Raw genomic sequence first — 18,065 nt, 5'->3', positions numbered from 1 at the left:
CCGTCCGGGGGCGCGGCGCCCGCCCTGGCGGCGCCCTCTCCCCCACCGAGCACTCCTCTCGCTACAGTCCGTCGCGACCCCGTGTGGCACCACGCGGCGGCACGCGACGAGGACGCGGAGGCTCCCATGACGCGCGAGTCCGAATCAGGGCGACCGATCCACCCCGTCTACGGCCCCGGCGCACTCGACGGCTGGGACCCGCGCGAGAAGCTGGGCGAGCCGGGCGCGTATCCGTTCACGCGGGGCGTGTACCCCTCCATGTACACCGGTCGTCCCTGGACCGTCCGCCAGTACGCGGGCTTCGGCACCGCCGCCGAGTCCAACGCCCGCTACCGGCGGCTCATCGCGAGCGGCTCCACCGGCCTGTCCGTCGCCTTCGACCTCCCCACCCAGATGGGTCACGACTCCGACGCCCCGATCGCGCACGGCGAGGTCGGCAAGGTCGGGGTGGCGATCGACTCGATCGACGACATGCGCGTCCTCTTCGACGGCATTCCCCTGGACCGGGTCTCCACCTCCATGACGATCAACGCGCCCGCCGCGCCGCTGCTCCTGCTCTACCAACTCGTCGCGGAGGAGCGGGGGATCGCCCCGGGGAAGCTGACCGGCACCATTCAGAACGACGTGCTCAAGGAGTACATCGCCCGCGGCACCTACATCTTTCCGCCGGAGCCCTCGCTGCGCCTGGTCGCCGACATCTTCCGTTACTGCGCGGCGGAGATCCCGCAGTGGAACACGATCTCGATCTCCGGCTATCACATGGCGGAGGCGGGCGCGACGCCGGCGCAGGAGATCGCGTTCACTCTGGCCGACGCAATCGCCTATGTCCGCACGGCCGTCGCCGCCGGAATGGCGGTGGACGACTTCGCCCCCCGGCTCTCCTTCTTCCTGGTCGCCAGGACCACGCTGCTGGAGGAGGTCGCCAAGTTCCGCGCGGCCCGGCGCGTGTGGGCGCGGGTGATGCGCGAGGAGTTCGGCGCGCGCGACCCCAAGTCACTGATGCTCCGCTTCCACACGCAGACCGCGGGGGTGCAGCTCACCGCCCAGCAGCCCGAGGTCAACCTGGTGCGCGTCGCCGTCCAGGCGCTCGGCGCCGTCCTGGGCGGCACGCAGTCCCTCCACACCAACGCCTACGACGAGGCGATCGCGCTGCCCACCGACAGGTCCGCCAGACTGGCGCTGCGCACCCAGCAGGTGCTCGCCCATGAGACCGATGTCACGGCGACCGTCGACCCGTTCGCCGGCAGTTACGTCGTCGAGTCCATGACCGACGACCTGGAGGCGGCCGTGCTCGATCTGATGCGGCAGGTGGAGGACCGGGGCGGCGCCGTCGCCGCGATCGAGCAGGGCTTCCAGAAGGCGGAGATCGAACGCAGCGCGTACCGCGTCACCCGCGAGACGGAGGCGGGGGAGCGGGTGGTGGTCGGCGTCAACCGCTTCCGCCTCGACGAGGAGGAGCCCTACGAGCCGCTGCGCGTGGACCCGGCGATCGAGGAGCGGCAGGCGGCCCGGCTGGCGCGGCTGCGCGCCGAACGCGACGGCGGCGCGGTGGCCGCGGCGCTGGCCGCGCTGGGGGCGGCGGCCCGGAGCGGGACGGGGCAAGGGCATGGGACGGACAATGTGCTCTACCCCATGCGGGACGCGCTCCGGGCGCGGGCCACGGTGGGTGAGGTGTGCGCTACCCTGCGTGACGTGTGGGGGGCGTACGAACCCGCCGAGTCCTTCTGAGGCCCGCTCGTCATGAGCATCCCCCGGAGGATGAACGGGGTCCGACGGCCGGGGGGTATTCCTGTGAACTTCCCCTAATCCCCAGCTGAAGAGGGTCCAGGGACGGGTGAGTTGGTTTTAGCGTGTCATGCTGTTAACTGTTTGTTGTGACTGAGTTGGCCCGGCACTCGATACCGCTGCCTAATGTTCAATCCGTGCCCGTTTCATCCCCCACCCCACTCCGTGTGGCAGTGCTGGCGGATTCCGACACCCGGTGGAAGTGGGGCGCGCTCACCGCGCGCCGGATCGCTCCCGAGTCGACCGTCCACGGCTATCTGCTCTGGGGAAGGGCGACGCCGACCGAGCGTCAGCTGGAGGAGATCGGGGCGGACGCCGACGAGCTGAGCGAGGTCAGCGCGGCCGACTTCCTGGCCGAGCTCGGCGAACGCGCCCACGACGGCGGCCGCGAGCCGTTCGACGTCCTCGTCCTCGCCTGCGTCGGGGGCACCATCCAGGCGATGCTGCACGGCCTCGCGCGGGCCTGGCGCACCGCCGACCGGCGCCCCGTCGTCGTCACCGGCTATGTCGGCGTGGTCTACGAGAAGCTGCCCGACGGGCTGCTGCTGCGGCACGGCGCCGACCTGATCCTGGCCAACAGCCGCTACGACGCCAAGCGCTTCCGCGCCGTCTACGACGGCGTGCGCGCCGACAGCGCGGCCGTGACCGAGTGCGCGCTGCCGTTCCTCGACGGCCGCCCCTACGACCCGGAGCCCGCCCGCCGCGGCGAGCGCCCGTTCCGCGTCGTCTTCGCGGTGCAGCCCTCGGTGCCCGCCAGCCGCAAGGACCGCTCCTACCTGCTCGACCGCGCGATGGAGCACGCCAGACGGTTCCCCGATCGCGAGGTCATCCTCAAGCTCCGCAGCAAGCCGAGCGAGCACACCACCCACATCGAGGAGCTGCCCTACCAGCGCCTCGCCGAGCGGGCCAAGGAGGAGCAGCCCCCCAACTTCCGCCTCGCCTACGGGAACATGGGCGAGATCCTGGACGAGACGGACCTGCTGGTCACCGTGAGCTCGACGGCGGCCCTGGAGTCGCTGCACCGCCACATCCCCACCGTGGTCCTCTCCGACCTCGGCATCCGCGAGCAGCTGGGCAACCACTACTTCATCGGCTCCGGCTGCTTCGCCTCCTGGGACGAGCTCGACGCCGGGTACCTGCCCAGGCCCGAGCCCGAGTGGCTGGCCGAGCAGGGCATCGCCACCCCGCACGAGCACTCCTTCGCCACCGCCCGCGGCCGCCTCGCCGGGCTGCTCGACCAGCGCAGCCAGGCCGGACTGCTGCCGCTCGCCCCCTACTACACGGTGCGCACCGCCCCCGGATACCTGCCGGGCGTCCTCGCCCGGCACGGCCTCGACGCCAAGGGCGAGCCGAAGGAGGGTCACCAGGCCACCGGCGGGACGCAGGCGGGCATGCGCGCCGCCTCCCGCCGCCTCCTGCGCCGCACGGCACGCGGCGCCTACCGCGCGGGCGTCCAGCGCGTCGCCCCGCTGATCCGCCGTTGGGGGCAGTTGTGACATTGCCGACATTCCTGACATGGGGTGGGGGTCCCGTGAAACGGTCACCGACGGGCGGACCAATAACTGAACGAACCGACCAGGAAACGAAGGCGTGACGATGAGCACTGTTCTGGCTGTGATCCCCGCCCGCGGGGGCTCCAAGGGGGTGCCCGGCAAGAACCTCGCGCCGGTCGGGGACGCTCCCCTGGTCACCCGCGCGGTTCGCGAGTGCCGGGCCGCCCGCCTGCTCACCTCCGTCGTCGTCTCCACCGACGACCCCGGCATCGCCGCGGCGGCGCACGCCGCGGGCGCCGAGGTCATCGAGCGCCCCGACGAGCTCGCCGGCGACACCGCCACCAGCGAGGCCGCCGTCCTGCACGCCATGGGCGTCTACGAGGAGCGGCACGGCGTCGCCGTGGACGTGGTCCTGCTCATCCAGTGCACGAGCCCCTTCCTCACCCGCGAGGAGATCAACGGCGTCTCGGCCGCCGTGCTCGACGGCGCCGACACGGCGCTGACCGTCGCCCCCTTCCACGGCTACGTCTGGCGCGAGGGCGCCCCCACCGGCGGGCACGGCGTCAATCACGACAAGGCGTACCGCCCCCGCCGCCAGGACCGGCCGCAGGACCTGCTGGAGACCGGCGCCGCCTACGCCATGCGCGCCGAGGGCTTCCGCGCCGAACGGCACCGCTTCTTCGGCCGCACCGAGCTCGTGCGCTGCGACCCGGCGCGCGTCCTGGAGATCGACGACCCGCACGACCTCGCGCGCGCCCGCGCGCTCGCCCCGCTGCTCGACGGCGGCAACACCGGGCTGAGCAGCTGGCCGTTGCCCGACTACCTGCCCACCCGCGCCGACGTCGACGCGGTGGTGCTCGACTTCGACGGCACCCAGACCGACGACAGGGTGCTCGTCGACTCCGAAGGACGGGAGCTCGTCGCCGTGCACCGCGGTGACGGACTCGGCATCGCCGCGCTGCGTCGCGCGGGACTGCCCCTGCTGATCCTGTCCACGGAGGAGAATCCGGTCGTCGCCGCACGGGCGCGCAAGCTGCGCATCCCCGTGCTGCACGGCATCGACCGGAAGGACCTCGCCCTCAAGCAGTGGTGCGAGGAACAAGGAATCGCGCCGGAGCGCGTGCTCTACGCGGGCAACGACGTCAACGACCTGCCCTGCTTCGACCTTGTCGGCTGGCCGGTCGCTGTCGCCAGCGCCCACGACATCGTGCGTGGCGCCGCCCGCGCGGTCACCTCCGCGCCAGGTGGCGCAGGCGCGATCCGCGAGATCGCCTCGTGGATCCTCGGAAAGGAACTGACAGCATCATGACCCCTGGCAACCGCCTTCGTACCTTCGGAGACCGTGTCGTGGGCAACGGCCGGCCTGTGTACATCACCGGCGAGATCGGCATCAACCACAACGGCGATCTCGAGAACGCCTTCGCGCTCATCGACGCCGCCGTCGAAGCCGGCTGTGACGCCGTGAAGTTCCAGAAGCGGACGCCGGAGATCTGCACTCCGCGCGACCAGTGGGACATCGAGCGGGACACCCCCTGGGGCCGGATGACCTACATCGACTACCGGCACCGCGTCGAGTTCGGCGAGGAGGAGTACCGGGCGATCGACGAGTACTGCACCAAGCGCGGCATCCACTGGTTCGCCTCCCCGTGGGACACCGAGGCCGTCGCGTTCCTGGAGCGTTTCAACGTTCCGGCCCACAAGGTCGCCTCCGCCTCGCTCACGGACGACGAGCTGCTCCGCGCCCTGCGCGGCACCGGCAAGACGGTCATCCTGTCCACCGGCATGTCCACGCCCCAGCAGATCCGGCACGCGGTCGAGGTGCTCGGCAGCGAGAACATCCTGCTCTGCCACGCCACCTCCACCTACCCGGCCAAGGCCGAGGAGCTCAACCTGCGGGTGATCCACACCCTCCAGGCCGAGTACCCCAACGTGCCGATCGGCTACTCGGGCCACGAGACCGGCCTCCAGACCACGCTGGCCGCCGTCGCCCTCGGCGCCACCTTCGTCGAGCGCCACATCACCCTGGACCGCGCGATGTGGGGCTCCGACCAGGCCGCCTCGGTCGAGCCGCAGGGCCTCCAGCGCCTGGTCCGGGACATCCGGATCATCGAGGAGTCCCTCGGCGACGGCGTCAAGAGGGTGTACGAGAGCGAGCTCGGCCCGATGAAGAAGCTGCGCCGCGTCAAGGGCGTCATCGCCGAGGGCAACGCGCCCGCCACCGTCTGAGCCCGCGACGCCGAGCACACACCGCGAACGAACGGGACGGGACGGAAGCGACGCATGAGTGACCCACGGGCGCAGACGCTGGCGTTCTGCGAGAGCCCGGTCCAGCTGCTCAACACGCTGGAGTGGGCGCACGCCTCGGGCCCCGGCACCTTCACCGTGATCATCCTTCCGCCCAACGACCCCACCAGCAGGGGCCAGCTGCGCCGCATGGCGCAGCTGGCCCGCGACTCCGGCTGCCGCGTGCTGTGGCGGGAGGCCAGGGGCGGCGCGGTCACCCCCTCGCGGGCCCTGGCCGCGCTGGCGGGCCCGCTGCGCCGCGCCGGGCGGCTGGTGATCGGCGACCCGTTTTCGCACTACCTGCAACTGCTGCTGTCCATGGCCGGCCGCTGCGACATCGTCGTCGTGGACGACGGCACCGCGACCATGGAGTTCACGGCCCAGCTCTCCCGAGGGGAGCGGCTGGTGCGCTGGCACCGGCCGAGGGCCCGCGGCCCGCGGTCGGTGCTCTTCGCGCCGGTCGCGCGCCGGGCCGTGCGCCGGCTCTCGCCGACCGCCGGGCGCACCGTCGAGGTGTTCACGGTCATGCCCGTCCAGCCCATGACCGGCGTCACCGTCTCCGCCAACACCTTCGCCTGGGCCCGTTCCCACTTCCCGCCGCCCCGGCTCACCGGGCGCGCCGACCTGGTCGGCACCTCGCTGGTCGAGACCGGAGTGCTCCACGAGGACCGCTACATCGCGGCCGTCGGCGAGCTGGTGCGGGAGCACGACATCACGCGGTACTTCGCGCACCGCAAGGAGAGCGGCGAGAAGCTGCGCCGCCTCACCCGCGAGGCGGGGGTGGAGATCGTCCGCCCCGACCTCCCGCTGGAGCTGGTCGCCCGGCGCGGCCCGATCGGCTCCAAGATCCTGAGCTTCCCCTCCACGGTCGTCCACACCCTGCCGCTGGTGCTGGCCGACACCGAGGCGGAGGTCGTGGTCTGCGACGTCGCCGAGACCTGGTTCACCGATCGCGTCACCGATCGCGCCAGCGGCTTCCTCTCCCAGGTCACCAGCACGGCCCGCGGCGCCCAGGGGCTCCCGTCCCGGCCCGGCACCAGCCAGTGACCCCCGGCGGGACGGCGCGGTGGTGAGACGGCACGGCGGTGAGACGAAGATCACGCCGGCGCACGCCTGTCGCAGTTGAGGCGAAATAGGCTCTCATACCCAACCGCGCGCCTCCTTATGCGGGCGCGCTCTCCTTCTCTGGTATGAACTTTGCTTGATCAGCGGGCGGTTGACCCCGAAACAGGGCTAACCTCGTCACATGAGTGCTCTGCCGTCCCCCGAGTCCGGTCCCACGTCACGCATGGACGACGCGCTGCGGGCCGAGCTCATCGCCTTCCGCCGGGATCTCCACATGCATCCCGAACTGGGGAACCAGGAAGTGCGCACGACGGCCGTACTCAAGGAGCGCCTGGAGCTCGCCGGGCTCGCCCCCCGCGTTCTCGACAGCGGCACCGGGCTGGTCTGCGACGTGCGCCCGCCGGGGACGGAGGGGCAGCCGCTCCTGGGCCTGCGCGCCGACATCGACGCGCTGCCCATCGCCGACACCAAGACCGTCCCCTACCGCTCCACGGTGCCCGGCCGCGCGCACGCCTGCGGCCACGACGTGCACACCTCGGTCGTGCTCGGCGCCGGCCTCGTGCTGGCGCGGCTGGCCGCCGAGGGCCGCCTGACGCGGCCGGTGCGGCTGCTGTTCCAGCCCGCCGAGGAGATCATGGCGAGCGGCGCGGCGGACGCCATCGAGTCGGGCGTCCTGGAGGGCGTCGGCCGGATGCTCGCCCTGCACTGCGACCCCAAGCTGGACGCCGGACTGCTGGGCACCCGCGTCGGCGCCATCACCTCCGCGGGCGACCTGGTCGAGGTCACCCTGTCCGGGCCCGGCGGCCACACCGCCCGACCGCACCTGACGACCGACCTGGTCACCGCGGCGGCCAGGGTCGCCACCGAGGTGCCCGCGCTGCTCGCCCGCCGCGTCGACACCCGCGCGGGCATGGCGATCACCTGGGGCCGGCTGAACACGGGCCACGCCGCCAACGTGATCCCGCAGACCGCCGAGCTGTCCGGCACCATGCGCTGCCTCGACATCGGCGCCTGGCACGACGCCCCGGATCTCGTGCACGCCGCGGTGGACGAGGTCGCCGCGCTCTACCGGGCCAAGTCCGAGATCAAGTACATCCGCGGCGTCCCCCCGGTCGTGAACGACGCGGAGTCCACCGCCGTCCTCGCCGACGCCATGGCGGCCCGCTTCGGCGCCGACTCCGTCGTCGAGACCGAGCAGAGCCTCGGGGGCGAGGACTTCTCCTGGTACCTCCAGCACGTTCCCGGCGCCATGGCGCGCCTCGGCGTCCGCTCCCCGAGCGAGTCCTCCGCCGCCCCGCGCGACATCCACCAGGGCGACTTCGACGTGGACGAGCACGCGATCACCGTCGGTGTCGATCTCCTCGCCACCGCGGCGCTGAGAAGCTGATGCGGTGTTGCCTCCATGTTGCGTTCACACCGATCTGATAACGGGAAGAATCCTGGGCCACTAGGCCGGTCTACGCGCGTTACGATTCGGCCAACAGCGCCGTAAGAGGCGCTTTCGACGGAAGGAATCGTCCTCTTGCGCCGCGTATCCAGGCTTGCAGCAACGGTCGCCGTCTCGGCCGTCCTGGCGCTCACGGCGAGCGCCTGTGGTGAGAGCTCCACGGAGTCCAACGAGAACGAGGAGTCGGGCGAGCTGGGCGTCGGCATCGCCTTCGACGTCGGCGGTCGCAACGACCACTCGTTCAACGAGGCCGCCGCCCGCGGCGGTGACCGCGCCGAGGAGGAGCTCGGGGTCAGCATCGACTACCAGACGGCGCGCAACGGCGAGACCGACGCCGACCGCGTGCAGCGCCTCACCTCCCTCGCCCAGGAGGGGTACAACCCGGTGATCGGCGTGGGCTACCTCTACGGGAACGCGATCACCGAGGTCGCCGCCGACTTCCCCGACACCACCTTCGGCGTGGTGGACTCCGTGCCCGAGGGCGACAACACCTACGGCATGACCTTCGCCGAGCACGAGGGCTCCTACCTCGCCGGCGTCGCCGCCGCCCTGACCACCCAGACCGGCTCGGTCGGCTTCATCGGCGGCGTCGAGAACCCGCTGATCCAGAAGTTCGAGGCGGGCTTCGTGCAGGGTGTCGAGGAGACCGACCCCGAGATCACCGTCGACGTGAACTACCTGTACCGCGACGACGACCGCGGCTTCAACGACCCGGCCCGCGCCGCCGAGCAGGCGGACGGCATGCTCGGCCGTGACGTGGACGTCATCTACACCGCGGCCGGCTCCTCGGGGCAGGGCTCGATCGAGCAGATCGCGGGCGTCGAGGGCGCCTGGGCGATCGGCGTGGACTCCGACCAGTACCAGCAGCCGGGTCTCGCCGAGTACCAGAACTCGATCCTCACCTCCGTGGTCAAGGGCGTGGACGTCGCCGTCTACGACCTCATCGAGAGCGTGGTCAACGAGGAGCCGCTGACCGGCCACCACGAGTACACGCTGGCCGAGGGCGGCGTCTCGCTCGCCACCTCGGGCGGCTTCATCGACGACCTCGCGCCGCAGCTCGAAGAGGCGACGCAGCGCATCGCCGATGGCGAAGTCACCGTCAGGGACACCCCGCAGTGATCTCTCCCGCCCGGGGCCCGGCCGTCGCACCCGCGACCCGCCGCGCCCCGGGCGGGACTTCGCGGTACGGTTCCGGCCATCCGGTTCCCGCCCGCGCTCGTTGACGTTCCCGAGGAGAGTGCGTGATCCCAGCACCCAGCAAACCGCCCGCCGAGGACATCGTCCCCGCCGTCGAGCTGCGCGGGATCACCAAACGCTTCCCGGGCGTCCTCGCCAACCACGACATCGACATCACCGTGGGACGCGGCACCGTTCACGCCATCGTCGGCGAGAACGGCGCGGGCAAGTCCACGCTGATGAAGATCCTCTACGGCATGCAGAAGCCGGACGAGGGCACCATCACCATCGCCGGCAAGCAGGTCGTCCTCCGCAGCCCCGCCGACGCGATCGCCCGCGGCATCGGCATGGTGCACCAGCACTTCATGCTCGCCGACAACCTCACCGTCCTGGAGAACGTCGTCCTGGGCGCGGAGAAGCTGCACGGCATCGGCGCGCGCGCCCGCGCGCGGATGGCGGAGCTGTCCGACACCTACGGCCTCGGCGTCCGCCCCGACCTGCTGGTCGAGGAGATCGGCGTCGCCGACCGCCAGCGCGTGGAGATCCTCAAGGTCCTCTACCGCGGCGCCACCACCCTGATCCTGGACGAGCCGACCGCGGTCCTCGTTCCCCAGGAGGTCGACGCCCTCTTCGGGAACCTGCGGGAGCTCACCTCCGAGGGCCTGACCGTGCTGTTCATCTCGCACAAGCTCGGCGAGGTGCTGACCGTCGCCGACGCCATCACCGTCATCCGGCGCGGCACCACGATCTCCACCGTCGTCCCGGCCGGGACCACGTCCAAGCGGCTGGCCGAGCTGATGGTGGGCAGCGAGCTGCCGACCCCGGAGACCCGCGAGTCCACCGTCACCGATGTGCCGGTGCTCACCGTCGAGGGCCTGCGCCTGTCGGGGCGCGACGCCGACGGCCTGCCCCGCGAGGTGCTGGCCGACATCGACCTCACGATCCACCGGGGCGAGGTCCTGGGCATCGCCGGGGTCGAGGGCAACGGCCAGGCGGAGCTGGTCGAGGCGATCATGGGCATCAGGCAGCCGGACGGCGGCCGGATCGGCCTCGAAGGCGCCGACATCTCGAACGCCCCCACCCGCGCACGGCGTGAGGGCGGCATCGGGTACATCCCCGAGGACCGGCACCGGCACGGGCTGCTGCTCGAAGCGCCGCTCTGGGAGAACCGGATGCTCGGGCACGTCACCGAGCCGCCCAACAGCCGCGGCCCCTGGCTGACGGCCAAGGCGGCCCGGCAGGACACCCGGCGCATCGTCGAGGAGTACGACGTGCGCACCCCCGGCATCGAGGTCACGATCGGCTCGCTCTCCGGCGGCAACCAGCAGAAGCTGATCGTCGGCCGCGAGATGAGCCACCGGCCGAAGGTGCTGATCGCCGCCCACCCGACCCGCGGCGTGGACGTCGGCGCCCAGGCGCAGATCTGGGACCAGATCCGGCAGGCCAGGCACGAGGGGCTCGCCGTGCTGCTGATCTCGGCCGACCTGGACGAGCTGATAGGGCTTTCCGACAGCCTGCGCGTGATGTACCGCGGGCGGCTCGTCGCGGACGCCGACCCCGCCACCATCACCCCCGAGGAGCTGGGCACCGCGATGACCGGCACCGCCACCGGCCACCTCCGACACGAGGGGAAAGACGGTGAGTAGCCCGCCGCGCATCGACCGCGAGAAGCTGGTCCTCGCCGTCGCCGCGCCCCTGCTGGCCATCGTCACCGCGATGGCGATCACCTCCGCGGTGATGGGCCTGACCGGCGACAACCCGTTCCGCGCGTTCTCCGTGATGCTGGACTACGGCTCCAAGAGCGACAGCCAGGTCTGGATCATCAACAAGGCGATCCCGTACTACCTGGCCGCGGCGGCCGTCGCCATCGGCTTCCGGATGAACCTGTTCAACATCGGCGTGGACGGCCAGTACCGGGTGGCCGCGTTCTTCGCCGCGGTCGTCGGCGGGGCGCTCAGCCTGCCGGGCGTGGTGCAGATCCCCGTCATCCTGCTGACCGCCATGGCGTGCGGCGCGATTTGGGCCGGCATCGCCGGATACCTCAAGGCCACCCGCGGGGTGAGCGAGGTCATCACGACGATCATGCTGAACTTCATCGGCGGCTCCCTCATCGCGTACTTCCTCCAGGAGGGCCGGCTCGCCGAGCGCGAAGAGAACATCATCCACACGGAGGACATCCCGGACTCCAGCTGGTTCTTCGAGTTCGCGACCAACCCCAACCCGGTGCACGGCACGATCCTCGTCGCCGTCGCGGTCGGCATCGCCTACTGGTTCGTGCTGGGCCGCACCCGCTTCGGCTTCGACCTGCGGGCGGTGGGGCGCTCCGAGGCGGCGGCCGAGGCCAGCGGCGTCAGCGTCAAGCGGACCGTGGTCACGGCGATGCTGCTCTCCGGCGCGGTCGCCGGACTGGTCGGCATGCCCACCCTGCTCAACGAGTCGGGCAACTACGGCAACGACTTCCCCGAGGGCCTCGGCTTCACCGGCATCGCGATCGCCCTGCTGGGCCGCAACCACGCGGTCGGCATGGGCCTGGCCGCGCTGCTGTGGGGCTTCCTGGAACGGACGGGCACCCAGCTGGAGTTCGAGGGCTACGACCAGGAGATCGTCGGCGTGATGCAGGGCATCATCGTGCTCTCCGTCGTCGTCGCCTACGAGCTGGTCCGCCGCTGGGGCATCAGGCGCCAGCAGCGCCAGGTCGGTGAGCAGCTCGCGGCCCAGTCCCGCGGACACGACGACACGGCGGAGGTGCCCGCGTGACCACCCCCAAGTCCACCGTGGCCGAGAGGCTGGTGGAGAAGGTGCGCCCGCGCCGCGCGGAGCCCCGGGCGCCGCGCCGGAAGCTCAGCTACCCGGTCGTCCTGCTCCTGCTGGCCGGCGCGCTGGTGCTGCTCTCCCTGGTGCGGGCCGTCACCGACCAGCAGAGCCTGACCTCGGCCGACCAGTGGGGCGCCGCGATGGGCTTCGCGGTGCCGATCGGCCTCGCGGGGCTCGGCGGCCTGTGGGCCGAGCGGGCCGGTGTGATCAACATCGGCCTCGAAGGCATGATGATGCTCGGCCTGTTCGCGGCCGGCTGGATCGGCTGGCAGCACGGCCCCTGGGCCGCGGTGCTGGCGGGCGTCGTCGGCGGGGCGCTGGGCGGCCTGCTCCACGCGCTGGCCACCGTGACCTTCGGCGTCGACCACATCGTCTCCGGCGTCGCCATCAACATCCTCGCCCTGGGCGTCGTCCAGTACCTCGCCAAGCTCTGGTTCGCCGCCGAGGGCAGCGAGTCCGTGGCCAGGGGCGGCAACGACAAGCAGTCGCCGCAGATGGACCGGATGGACCCGTTCACCGTGCCGGGGCTCGGCGACTGGCTGGGCGACCTGGACGAGCGGAACTGGTTCCTCGTCTCCGACCTGGCGGGCATCCTGCGCGCCGCGGTGCACGAGGTGTCCTGGCTGACCCTGCTGACCGTGGTGATCTTCGTCGGCACCTATCTGGTGCTGTGGAGGACGTCGTTCGGGCTGCGGCTGCGCTCCTGCGGCGAGAACCCGCAGGCCACCGAGTCGCTCGGCGTCAACGTCTACCTCTACAAGTACCTGGCCCTGGCCATCTCCGGCAGCCTCGCCGGACTCGGCGGCGCCTACCTCGCCGTGCTGATCCGGATGTACCAGGACGGCCAGACCGGCGGGCGCGGCTACCTCGGCCTGGCCACCATGATCTTCGGCAACTGGCGCCCCGGCGGCGTCGCCACCGGCGCGGGCCTCTTCGGCTTCATGGACGTCCTCCAAACCCGCGACCGCCCGGTGGTGCACGCCACGCTGCTGCTGTTCGCGCTGGGCCTGCTCGTCCTCGCGGTCTGGCAGTTCTACCGTGGCAAGCGGGCACAGGCGGCGCTGGTGGCCGTGCTGGGCGTGCTGATGTGGGTCTGGTACGCCACGACCGACTCGCTCCCGCTCGAACTGGTCACCGCCAGCCCCTACTTGACGACGCTGCTGGTCCTGACGCTCTTCGCCCAACGACTACGGGTGCCCAAGGCGATCGGCAAACCGTACCGGAGAGGACAGTCCACATGACGGGTGGCGCGAGCGCCGGGGGGACCGGGGGCGTCGACTGGGAGGCGCTGCGCGCCGCGGCCAGGGACGCGATGTCCCGGGCCTACGCCCCCTACTCGCACTACCCCGTGGGCTGCGCCGCCCTGGTCGACGACGGCCGCACGGTGACCGGCTGCAACGTGGAGAACGCCTCCTACGGCCTCGGCCTGTGCGCCGAGTGCGGCCTGGTCTCCGCGCTGCACGCCACCGGCGGCGGGCGGCTGACGCACTTCACCTGCTGCGACGCGAAGGGCCGGGCCATCACCCCGTGCGGGCGGTGCCGGCAGCTGCTGATGGAGCACGGCGGCCCGGCCCTCGTCGTGGAGACGCCCGAGGGCCTCGTGCCCCTGGGGCAGCTGCTGCCCCAGGCGTGGCACCTCGAACAGTGACGCACCCGCGCCGCGGGTCCCCAAGGACAGCAGGACAGTGAGCACATGGACGCCATCACCATCATCCGGGCCAAGCGCGACGGTTTCGCCCTGACGCCCGAGCAGATCGACTGGGTCATCGCCGCCTACACCCGGGGCGAGGTCGCGGACGAGCAGATGTCCGCGCTGGCCATGGCGATCCTGCTCAACGGCATGGACCGCGCCGAGATCGCCCGCTGGACGGCGGCCATGATCGCCTCGGGGGAGCGGATGGACTTCTCCGCGCTGCCGCTGCCGACCGTCGACAAGCACTCCACGGGCGGCGTCGGCGACAAGATCACGCTGCCGCTCGCCCCGCTGGTGGCGGCCTGCGGCGCGGCCGTTCCCCAGCTGTCGGGGCGGGGGCTCGGGCACACCGGCGGCACCCTGGACAAGCTGGAGGCCATCCCCGGGTGGCGGGCCGAGCTGCCCGGCGACGAGCTGACGCGGGTGCTGCGGGAGACCGGCGCCGTGGTGTGCGCGGCGGGCGAGGGCCTGGCCCCGGCGGACCGGAAGCTGTACGCGCTGCGCGACGTGACGGGCACGGTCGAGTCCATCCCGCTGATCGCCTCCTCGATCATGTCCAAGAAGATCGCCGAGGGCACGGGCGCGCTGGTGCTCGACGTGAAGGTCGGCTCGGGCGCGTTCATGAAGACGGAGGCCGACGCCCGCGAACTGGCCGCCACCATGGTGGAGATCGGCGGCGACCACGGGGTGCGGACCGTCGCGCTGCTGACGGACATGTCCACGCCGCTGGGCCGGACGGCGGGCAACGCGCTGGAGGTCGGTGAGTCGGTCGAGGTGCTGGCCGGCGGGGGCCCCCGGGACGTGGTGGAGCTGACCCTCGCGCTGGCCCGCGAGATGCTGGACGCCGCCGGGCTGCCGGACGCCGACCCGGCCCGCGCGCTGGCGGACGGCTCGGCGATGGACCGGTGGCGCCGCATGATCGCCGCCCAGGGCGGCGACCCGGACGCGCCGCTGCCCCGGGCGAGGGAGCGGCACACGGTGAACGCGCCCGCCTCCGGGGTGCTGACCGGGCTCGACGCGTACGCGGTGGGCGTGGCCGCCTGGCGCCTCGGGGCCGGACGCGCCCGCAAGGAGGACCCGGTGCAGGCGGGCGCGGGCGTCACGCTGCACGCCAAGCCGGGCGAGCGGGTCCGCGCGGGCGAGCCGCTGCTGACGCTGCACACCGACACCCCCGAGCGGTTCGCGTCCGCGCTCGCGGCGCTCGACGGTGATGCCGTCCGCGTCGGCGAGGCGGGGGAGCCGGGGGCCGGGGACCGCCCCACGGTCCTCGACCGCATCGCGTAACGTTCCCGTCCCCGAACGTTCAGCGGAGACCCGCAGGGTGGCCGTCCATAATGTCGGAATTTTTGCGCTGATCGGGGACGATGCCTTGTACTCTGATGAGCGGTTGTGGCGGACCGGCACGGTGGGAGGTGAAGCTGCGATGCGCAGTGAACCTCCCAGTCATCCCCCGCGCCACGCCGTCCCGCCCAGGTAGCCGTTCCCCCTGCGGCGGCAGGCGTGCGCGCGCACTCCGGATGCCCGTGACCGCCACCGCTTCCCTGGGGGTTCTCCCGTCATGACCCACCTGCCTGCCCTGCTGGAAGACCACGACCTCGCCGGGGCGCTGGAGTGGCTGGAGACACAGCCGCCCTACACCATCGCCGACGAGATCGCCCGGATGGACGCCGTGGAGTCCGTCATCACCTTCCGGCTGCTGGACAAGGACCGGGCCCTCGAAGTCTTCGAGGAGCTGGACCCGGTCGACCAGCAGGAGATCCTGGAGGGCCTGCGCGACCAGGCGTTCCGCGACCTCGTCGAGAACATGGACCCGGACGACCGGGCCCGCATGCTCAAGGAGGCCCCGGCCAAGGTCGCCCAGCGCGTCCTCGCCGGCCTGAGCGCCCACGAGCGGCAGATGACGGCCGCGCTGCTCGGCTACCCCGAGGGCTCCGTCGGCCGCTACATGACCCCCGAGACCGTCGCGCTCCAGGAGGACCTGACGGTCCGGCGGGCGCTGGAGGTGGTGCGGCTGCGCGGCGGGCGGGCGGAGACCATCTACACGCTGCCGGTGGTCGACCGGGGCCGGCGGCTGAGGGGCATCGTCGAACTCCGCGAGCTGGTGCTGTCCGAGCCGGACGCCTCGGTCGCCGACCTGGTGGTCACCGAGCCGCCCATGGCCAGGGCCACCGACCCCGCCGAGGACGCGGCGCGGCTGATGCGTGAGACCAATGTCCTCGACCTGCCCGTGGTGGACAGCGAGGACCGGCTGGTCGGACTCCTCACCAGCGACGACGCGTTCGAGGTCATCGAGGCCGCGGACACCGAGGACGTCGCGCGGCAGTCGGGGGCCGAGCCGCTGGAGCGGCACTACATGTCGGCGAGCGTCTTCCGGCTCTCGCGGACCCGCGTGATCTGGCTGATGCTGCTCATGGTGGCCGCCACGCTGACCGTTTCCGTCACCCAGCTCTTCGAGAACGAGCTCAACGAGGTGACGGAGCTCGCCCTTTTCGTTCCGTTGCTGATCGGCACCGGCGGCAACTCCGGCGCGCAGGCCGCGACCGCCGCGGTCCGGGCGCTGGCCGTCGGCGAGGTCCGCACCTCCGACCTGCTCAAGGTGATCTGGCGCGAGTGCCGAACGGGGCTGCTGCTCGGCTTCATGCTGTCGGTGGTCGGGCTGTTCGTCGGCTCGTTCTTCGTCGGCTGGGACGTGGCCCTGGTGGTCGCGGTCACGCTGGTCGTGATCTGTGCCTGGGCCTCGACGGTCGGCGGCACGATGCCGCTGCTGGCGAAGAAGCTGCGGATCGACCCGGCGGTGGTCTCGGCCCCGATGGTCACCACCCTCGTGGACGCGACCGGACTGGTGATCTACTTCACGGCCGCCAAGCTGATCCTGGGCGTCTGAGCCGCTCCCGGACCGTCTCCGCGAAAAGGGAGTAGCCTTCCGCGGTCGTCACGTCCTACGGTGCGGCTCATGACGACAACGGCCGCATCGGCGGCGGACATCGAGGTCCGGGTCGCGTCCGACGGCGACGCGGCGGAGTGGCACCGGGCCCTGGCCAACGGCTTTCTGTCGCCCGCGCCGAGCCCCGAGGACACCGCCGAGTGGTGGAGGACCAGGGCCGAGCCGGAGCGCATGCTCGGAGCCTGGGACGGCGGCAGGTGCGTCGGCACGTTCCACAGCCTGGAGTTCGAGCTCACGGTGCCGGGCGGCGCCACGCTGCCGGTCGACGGCGTCGCGGGCGTCACCGTCGCCACCACGCACCGCCGCCGGGGCCTGCTGCGGCGCATGATGCGTCTCGACCTCGAACGCGCCAGGGAGCGCGGGGACGTCTTCGCCATGCTGAACGCGGCGGAGTACGGCATCTACGGCCGGTTCGGCTTCGGACCGGCCCTCGCGTTCGTCGGCTGGGCGATCGAGGTGGCGCGGTCCGGCGGACTCCGGCCCGGCGTGGGCGAGCTGCCCGCGGGGGCGCGGATCGACCTGATCTCCATGGCGGACCTGGCCAAGATCGGCCCCGAACTGCACGACCGCTTCCGGGTGACGCAGCCGGGAGCGATCAGCAGGTCGCCGGTCTTCTGGGGGCTGGCGACGGGCGAGATCAGCTCTCCGACCGTGCCGTTCAGGCAGCCGCTGGCCGTCGTGTACCGGGACCCGGCGGGCCGCGTCGCGGGCCTGCTGACCTACCGCTCCGAGGGCACCTTCGTCGACGGCGACCCGCACGCCACGATCACCGTGACCGACCATCTCGCCATGGACGCGGTGGCCGCCGCGGCGCTGTGGCGGCACGTGCTGGAGATCGACTGGGCGGGGCGCGTGATCGTGCCGCACATCGCGCCCGACGACCCGCTGCCGCTGCTGCTGGTCAACCCCCGCGCCGCGCTGCCACTGCGGAACACGGCCGCCGACCACTGGCTCCGGATCCTGGACGCGCCACGGGCGTTCGCCGCCCGCGGCTACGAGGTGCCGGGGCGGTCCGTGTTCGAGGTGGCCGACCCGCTGGGCTACGTGGCGGGCCGCTGGGCCCTGGAGACGGCGCCCGACGGCACGGGCGTCCTCGCCCGCACCGACGACGAGCCCGGTCTCGCCCTGGACGCGGGCGCGCTCAGCTCGGTCTACCTCGGCGGCGTCACCGTCCCCCACCTGGCCGCGGCGGGCCGCGTCAGCGAACTCCACCCCGGCGCCGCCACCCGTGCCGGCCTGCAACTCCGCACCTCCTTCGCCCCCTGGTGCCCGGACACGTTCTGAGCGGTCCGCTGCGCGGTGCCTGGCCCGAGGGGGTGGTGGGGTCCGCTGCGCGGGGCTTGGGCGCGGTGTTTTGACCGGGGT

At 72.1% G+C, this 18,065-nt stretch carries 14 protein-coding genes; all 14 read left to right on the top strand.

Annotated features, from left to right (window positions below):
• Nucleotides 1-126: 126 nt before the first annotated feature.
• Nucleotides 127-1,728, top strand: coding sequence for an acyl-CoA mutase large subunit family protein (locus ADY01_RS18520; RefSeq protein ID WP_049574414.1), 1,602 nt, complete (start codon nt 127-129; stop codon nt 1,726-1,728).
• 194 nt (nt 1,729-1,922) lie between these two features.
• Nucleotides 1,923-3,281 carry a DUF6716 putative glycosyltransferase gene (locus ADY01_RS18515; RefSeq protein ID WP_049574408.1) on the top strand — a complete coding sequence of 453 codons (1,359 nt, stop codon included), beginning with the start codon at nt 1,923-1,925 and terminating at the stop codon, nt 3,279-3,281.
• Between the two features lie 100 nt (nt 3,282-3,381).
• Nucleotides 3,382-4,587: an acylneuraminate cytidylyltransferase gene (locus tag ADY01_RS18510; RefSeq protein ID WP_049574404.1), complete on the top strand. Its 1,206-nt coding sequence runs from the start codon at nt 3,382-3,384 to the stop codon at nt 4,585-4,587.
• Complete coding sequence (locus ADY01_RS18505) at nt 4,584-5,504, top strand: N-acetylneuraminate synthase family protein (RefSeq protein WP_049574402.1); 921 nt, start codon at nt 4,584-4,586, stop codon at nt 5,502-5,504. The genes ADY01_RS18510 and ADY01_RS18505 overlap by 4 nt, the downstream gene beginning before the upstream one ends.
• A gap of 54 nt (nt 5,505-5,558) precedes the next feature.
• Nucleotides 5,559-6,608, top strand: a complete 1,050-nt coding sequence (locus ADY01_RS18500; RefSeq protein ID WP_049574399.1) for a hypothetical protein — start codon at nt 5,559-5,561, stop codon at nt 6,606-6,608.
• Nucleotides 6,609-6,807: 199 nt separating this feature from the next.
• Nucleotides 6,808-8,013 (top strand): amidohydrolase, encoded by a 1,206-nt coding sequence (locus tag ADY01_RS18495; RefSeq protein WP_049574396.1) that lies wholly within the window; start codon nt 6,808-6,810, stop codon nt 8,011-8,013.
• A gap of 135 nt (nt 8,014-8,148) precedes the next feature.
• Nucleotides 8,149-9,192, top strand: coding sequence for a BMP family lipoprotein (locus tag ADY01_RS18490; RefSeq protein WP_049574393.1), 1,044 nt, complete (start codon nt 8,149-8,151; stop codon nt 9,190-9,192).
• A gap of 122 nt (nt 9,193-9,314) precedes the next feature.
• Nucleotides 9,315-10,895 carry an ABC transporter ATP-binding protein gene (locus ADY01_RS18485; protein ID WP_049574389.1) on the top strand — a complete coding sequence of 527 codons (1,581 nt, stop codon included), beginning with the start codon at nt 9,315-9,317 and terminating at the stop codon, nt 10,893-10,895.
• Nucleotides 10,888-12,006 (top strand): ABC transporter permease, encoded by a 1,119-nt coding sequence (locus tag ADY01_RS18480; protein ID WP_049574386.1) that lies wholly within the window; start codon nt 10,888-10,890, stop codon nt 12,004-12,006. Before ADY01_RS18485 ends, ADY01_RS18480 begins: the two co-directional genes overlap by 8 nt.
• Nucleotides 12,003-13,304 carry an ABC transporter permease gene (locus ADY01_RS18475; RefSeq protein WP_078900397.1) on the top strand — a complete coding sequence of 434 codons (1,302 nt, stop codon included), beginning with the start codon at nt 12,003-12,005 and terminating at the stop codon, nt 13,302-13,304. The genes ADY01_RS18480 and ADY01_RS18475 overlap by 4 nt, the downstream gene beginning before the upstream one ends.
• Nucleotides 13,301-13,711 (top strand): cytidine deaminase, encoded by a 411-nt coding sequence (locus ADY01_RS18470; RefSeq protein WP_049574382.1) that lies wholly within the window; start codon nt 13,301-13,303, stop codon nt 13,709-13,711. Before ADY01_RS18475 ends, ADY01_RS18470 begins: the two co-directional genes overlap by 4 nt.
• A gap of 45 nt (nt 13,712-13,756) precedes the next feature.
• The gene (locus ADY01_RS18465) at nt 13,757-15,040 is read left to right on the top strand and encodes a thymidine phosphorylase (RefSeq protein ID WP_049574379.1); all 1,284 of its coding nucleotides are present in this window, start codon (nt 13,757-13,759) and stop codon (nt 15,038-15,040) included.
• 274 nt (nt 15,041-15,314) lie between these two features.
• Entirely contained in the window at nt 15,315-16,640 is a 1,326-nt protein-coding gene (gene mgtE, locus ADY01_RS18460; protein WP_049574376.1) for a magnesium transporter, read from the top strand.
• A 69-nt stretch (nt 16,641-16,709) separates the two neighbouring features.
• Complete coding sequence (locus ADY01_RS18455) at nt 16,710-17,984, top strand: GNAT family N-acetyltransferase (protein WP_063784274.1); 1,275 nt, start codon at nt 16,710-16,712, stop codon at nt 17,982-17,984.
• The last annotated feature ends 81 nt before the right edge of the window (nt 17,985-18,065 follow it).

It is taken from the genome of Streptomyces sp. SBT349 (genome assembly GCF_001083795.1).
Lineage (GTDB): Bacteria > Actinomycetota > Actinomycetes > Streptomycetales > Streptomycetaceae > Streptomyces.
This window is presented reverse-complemented; position numbering and strand designations above follow the sequence as displayed.

Bases quoted from the DNA above. Each gene is read 5' to 3' on its own strand.
- ADY01_RS18520 (WP_049574414.1), top strand. From the start codon at position 127: ATGACGCGCGAGTCCGAATCAGGGCGACCGATCCACCCCGTCTACGGC.
- ADY01_RS18510 (WP_049574404.1), top strand. From the start codon at position 3,382: ATGAGCACTGTTCTGGCTGTGATCCCCGCCCGCGGGGGCTCCAAGGGG.
- ADY01_RS18505 (WP_049574402.1), top strand. From the start codon at position 4,584: ATGACCCCTGGCAACCGCCTTCGTACCTTCGGAGACCGTGTCGTGGGC.
- ADY01_RS18500 (WP_049574399.1), top strand. From the start codon at position 5,559: ATGAGTGACCCACGGGCGCAGACGCTGGCGTTCTGCGAGAGCCCGGTC.
- ADY01_RS18495 (WP_049574396.1), top strand. From the start codon at position 6,808: ATGAGTGCTCTGCCGTCCCCCGAGTCCGGTCCCACGTCACGCATGGAC.
- ADY01_RS18470 (WP_049574382.1), top strand. From the start codon at position 13,301: ATGACGGGTGGCGCGAGCGCCGGGGGGACCGGGGGCGTCGACTGGGAG.
- ADY01_RS18465 (WP_049574379.1), top strand. From the start codon at position 13,757: ATGGACGCCATCACCATCATCCGGGCCAAGCGCGACGGTTTCGCCCTG.
- mgtE (WP_049574376.1), top strand. From the start codon at position 15,315: ATGACCCACCTGCCTGCCCTGCTGGAAGACCACGACCTCGCCGGGGCG.
- ADY01_RS18455 (WP_063784274.1), top strand. From the start codon at position 16,710: ATGACGACAACGGCCGCATCGGCGGCGGACATCGAGGTCCGGGTCGCG.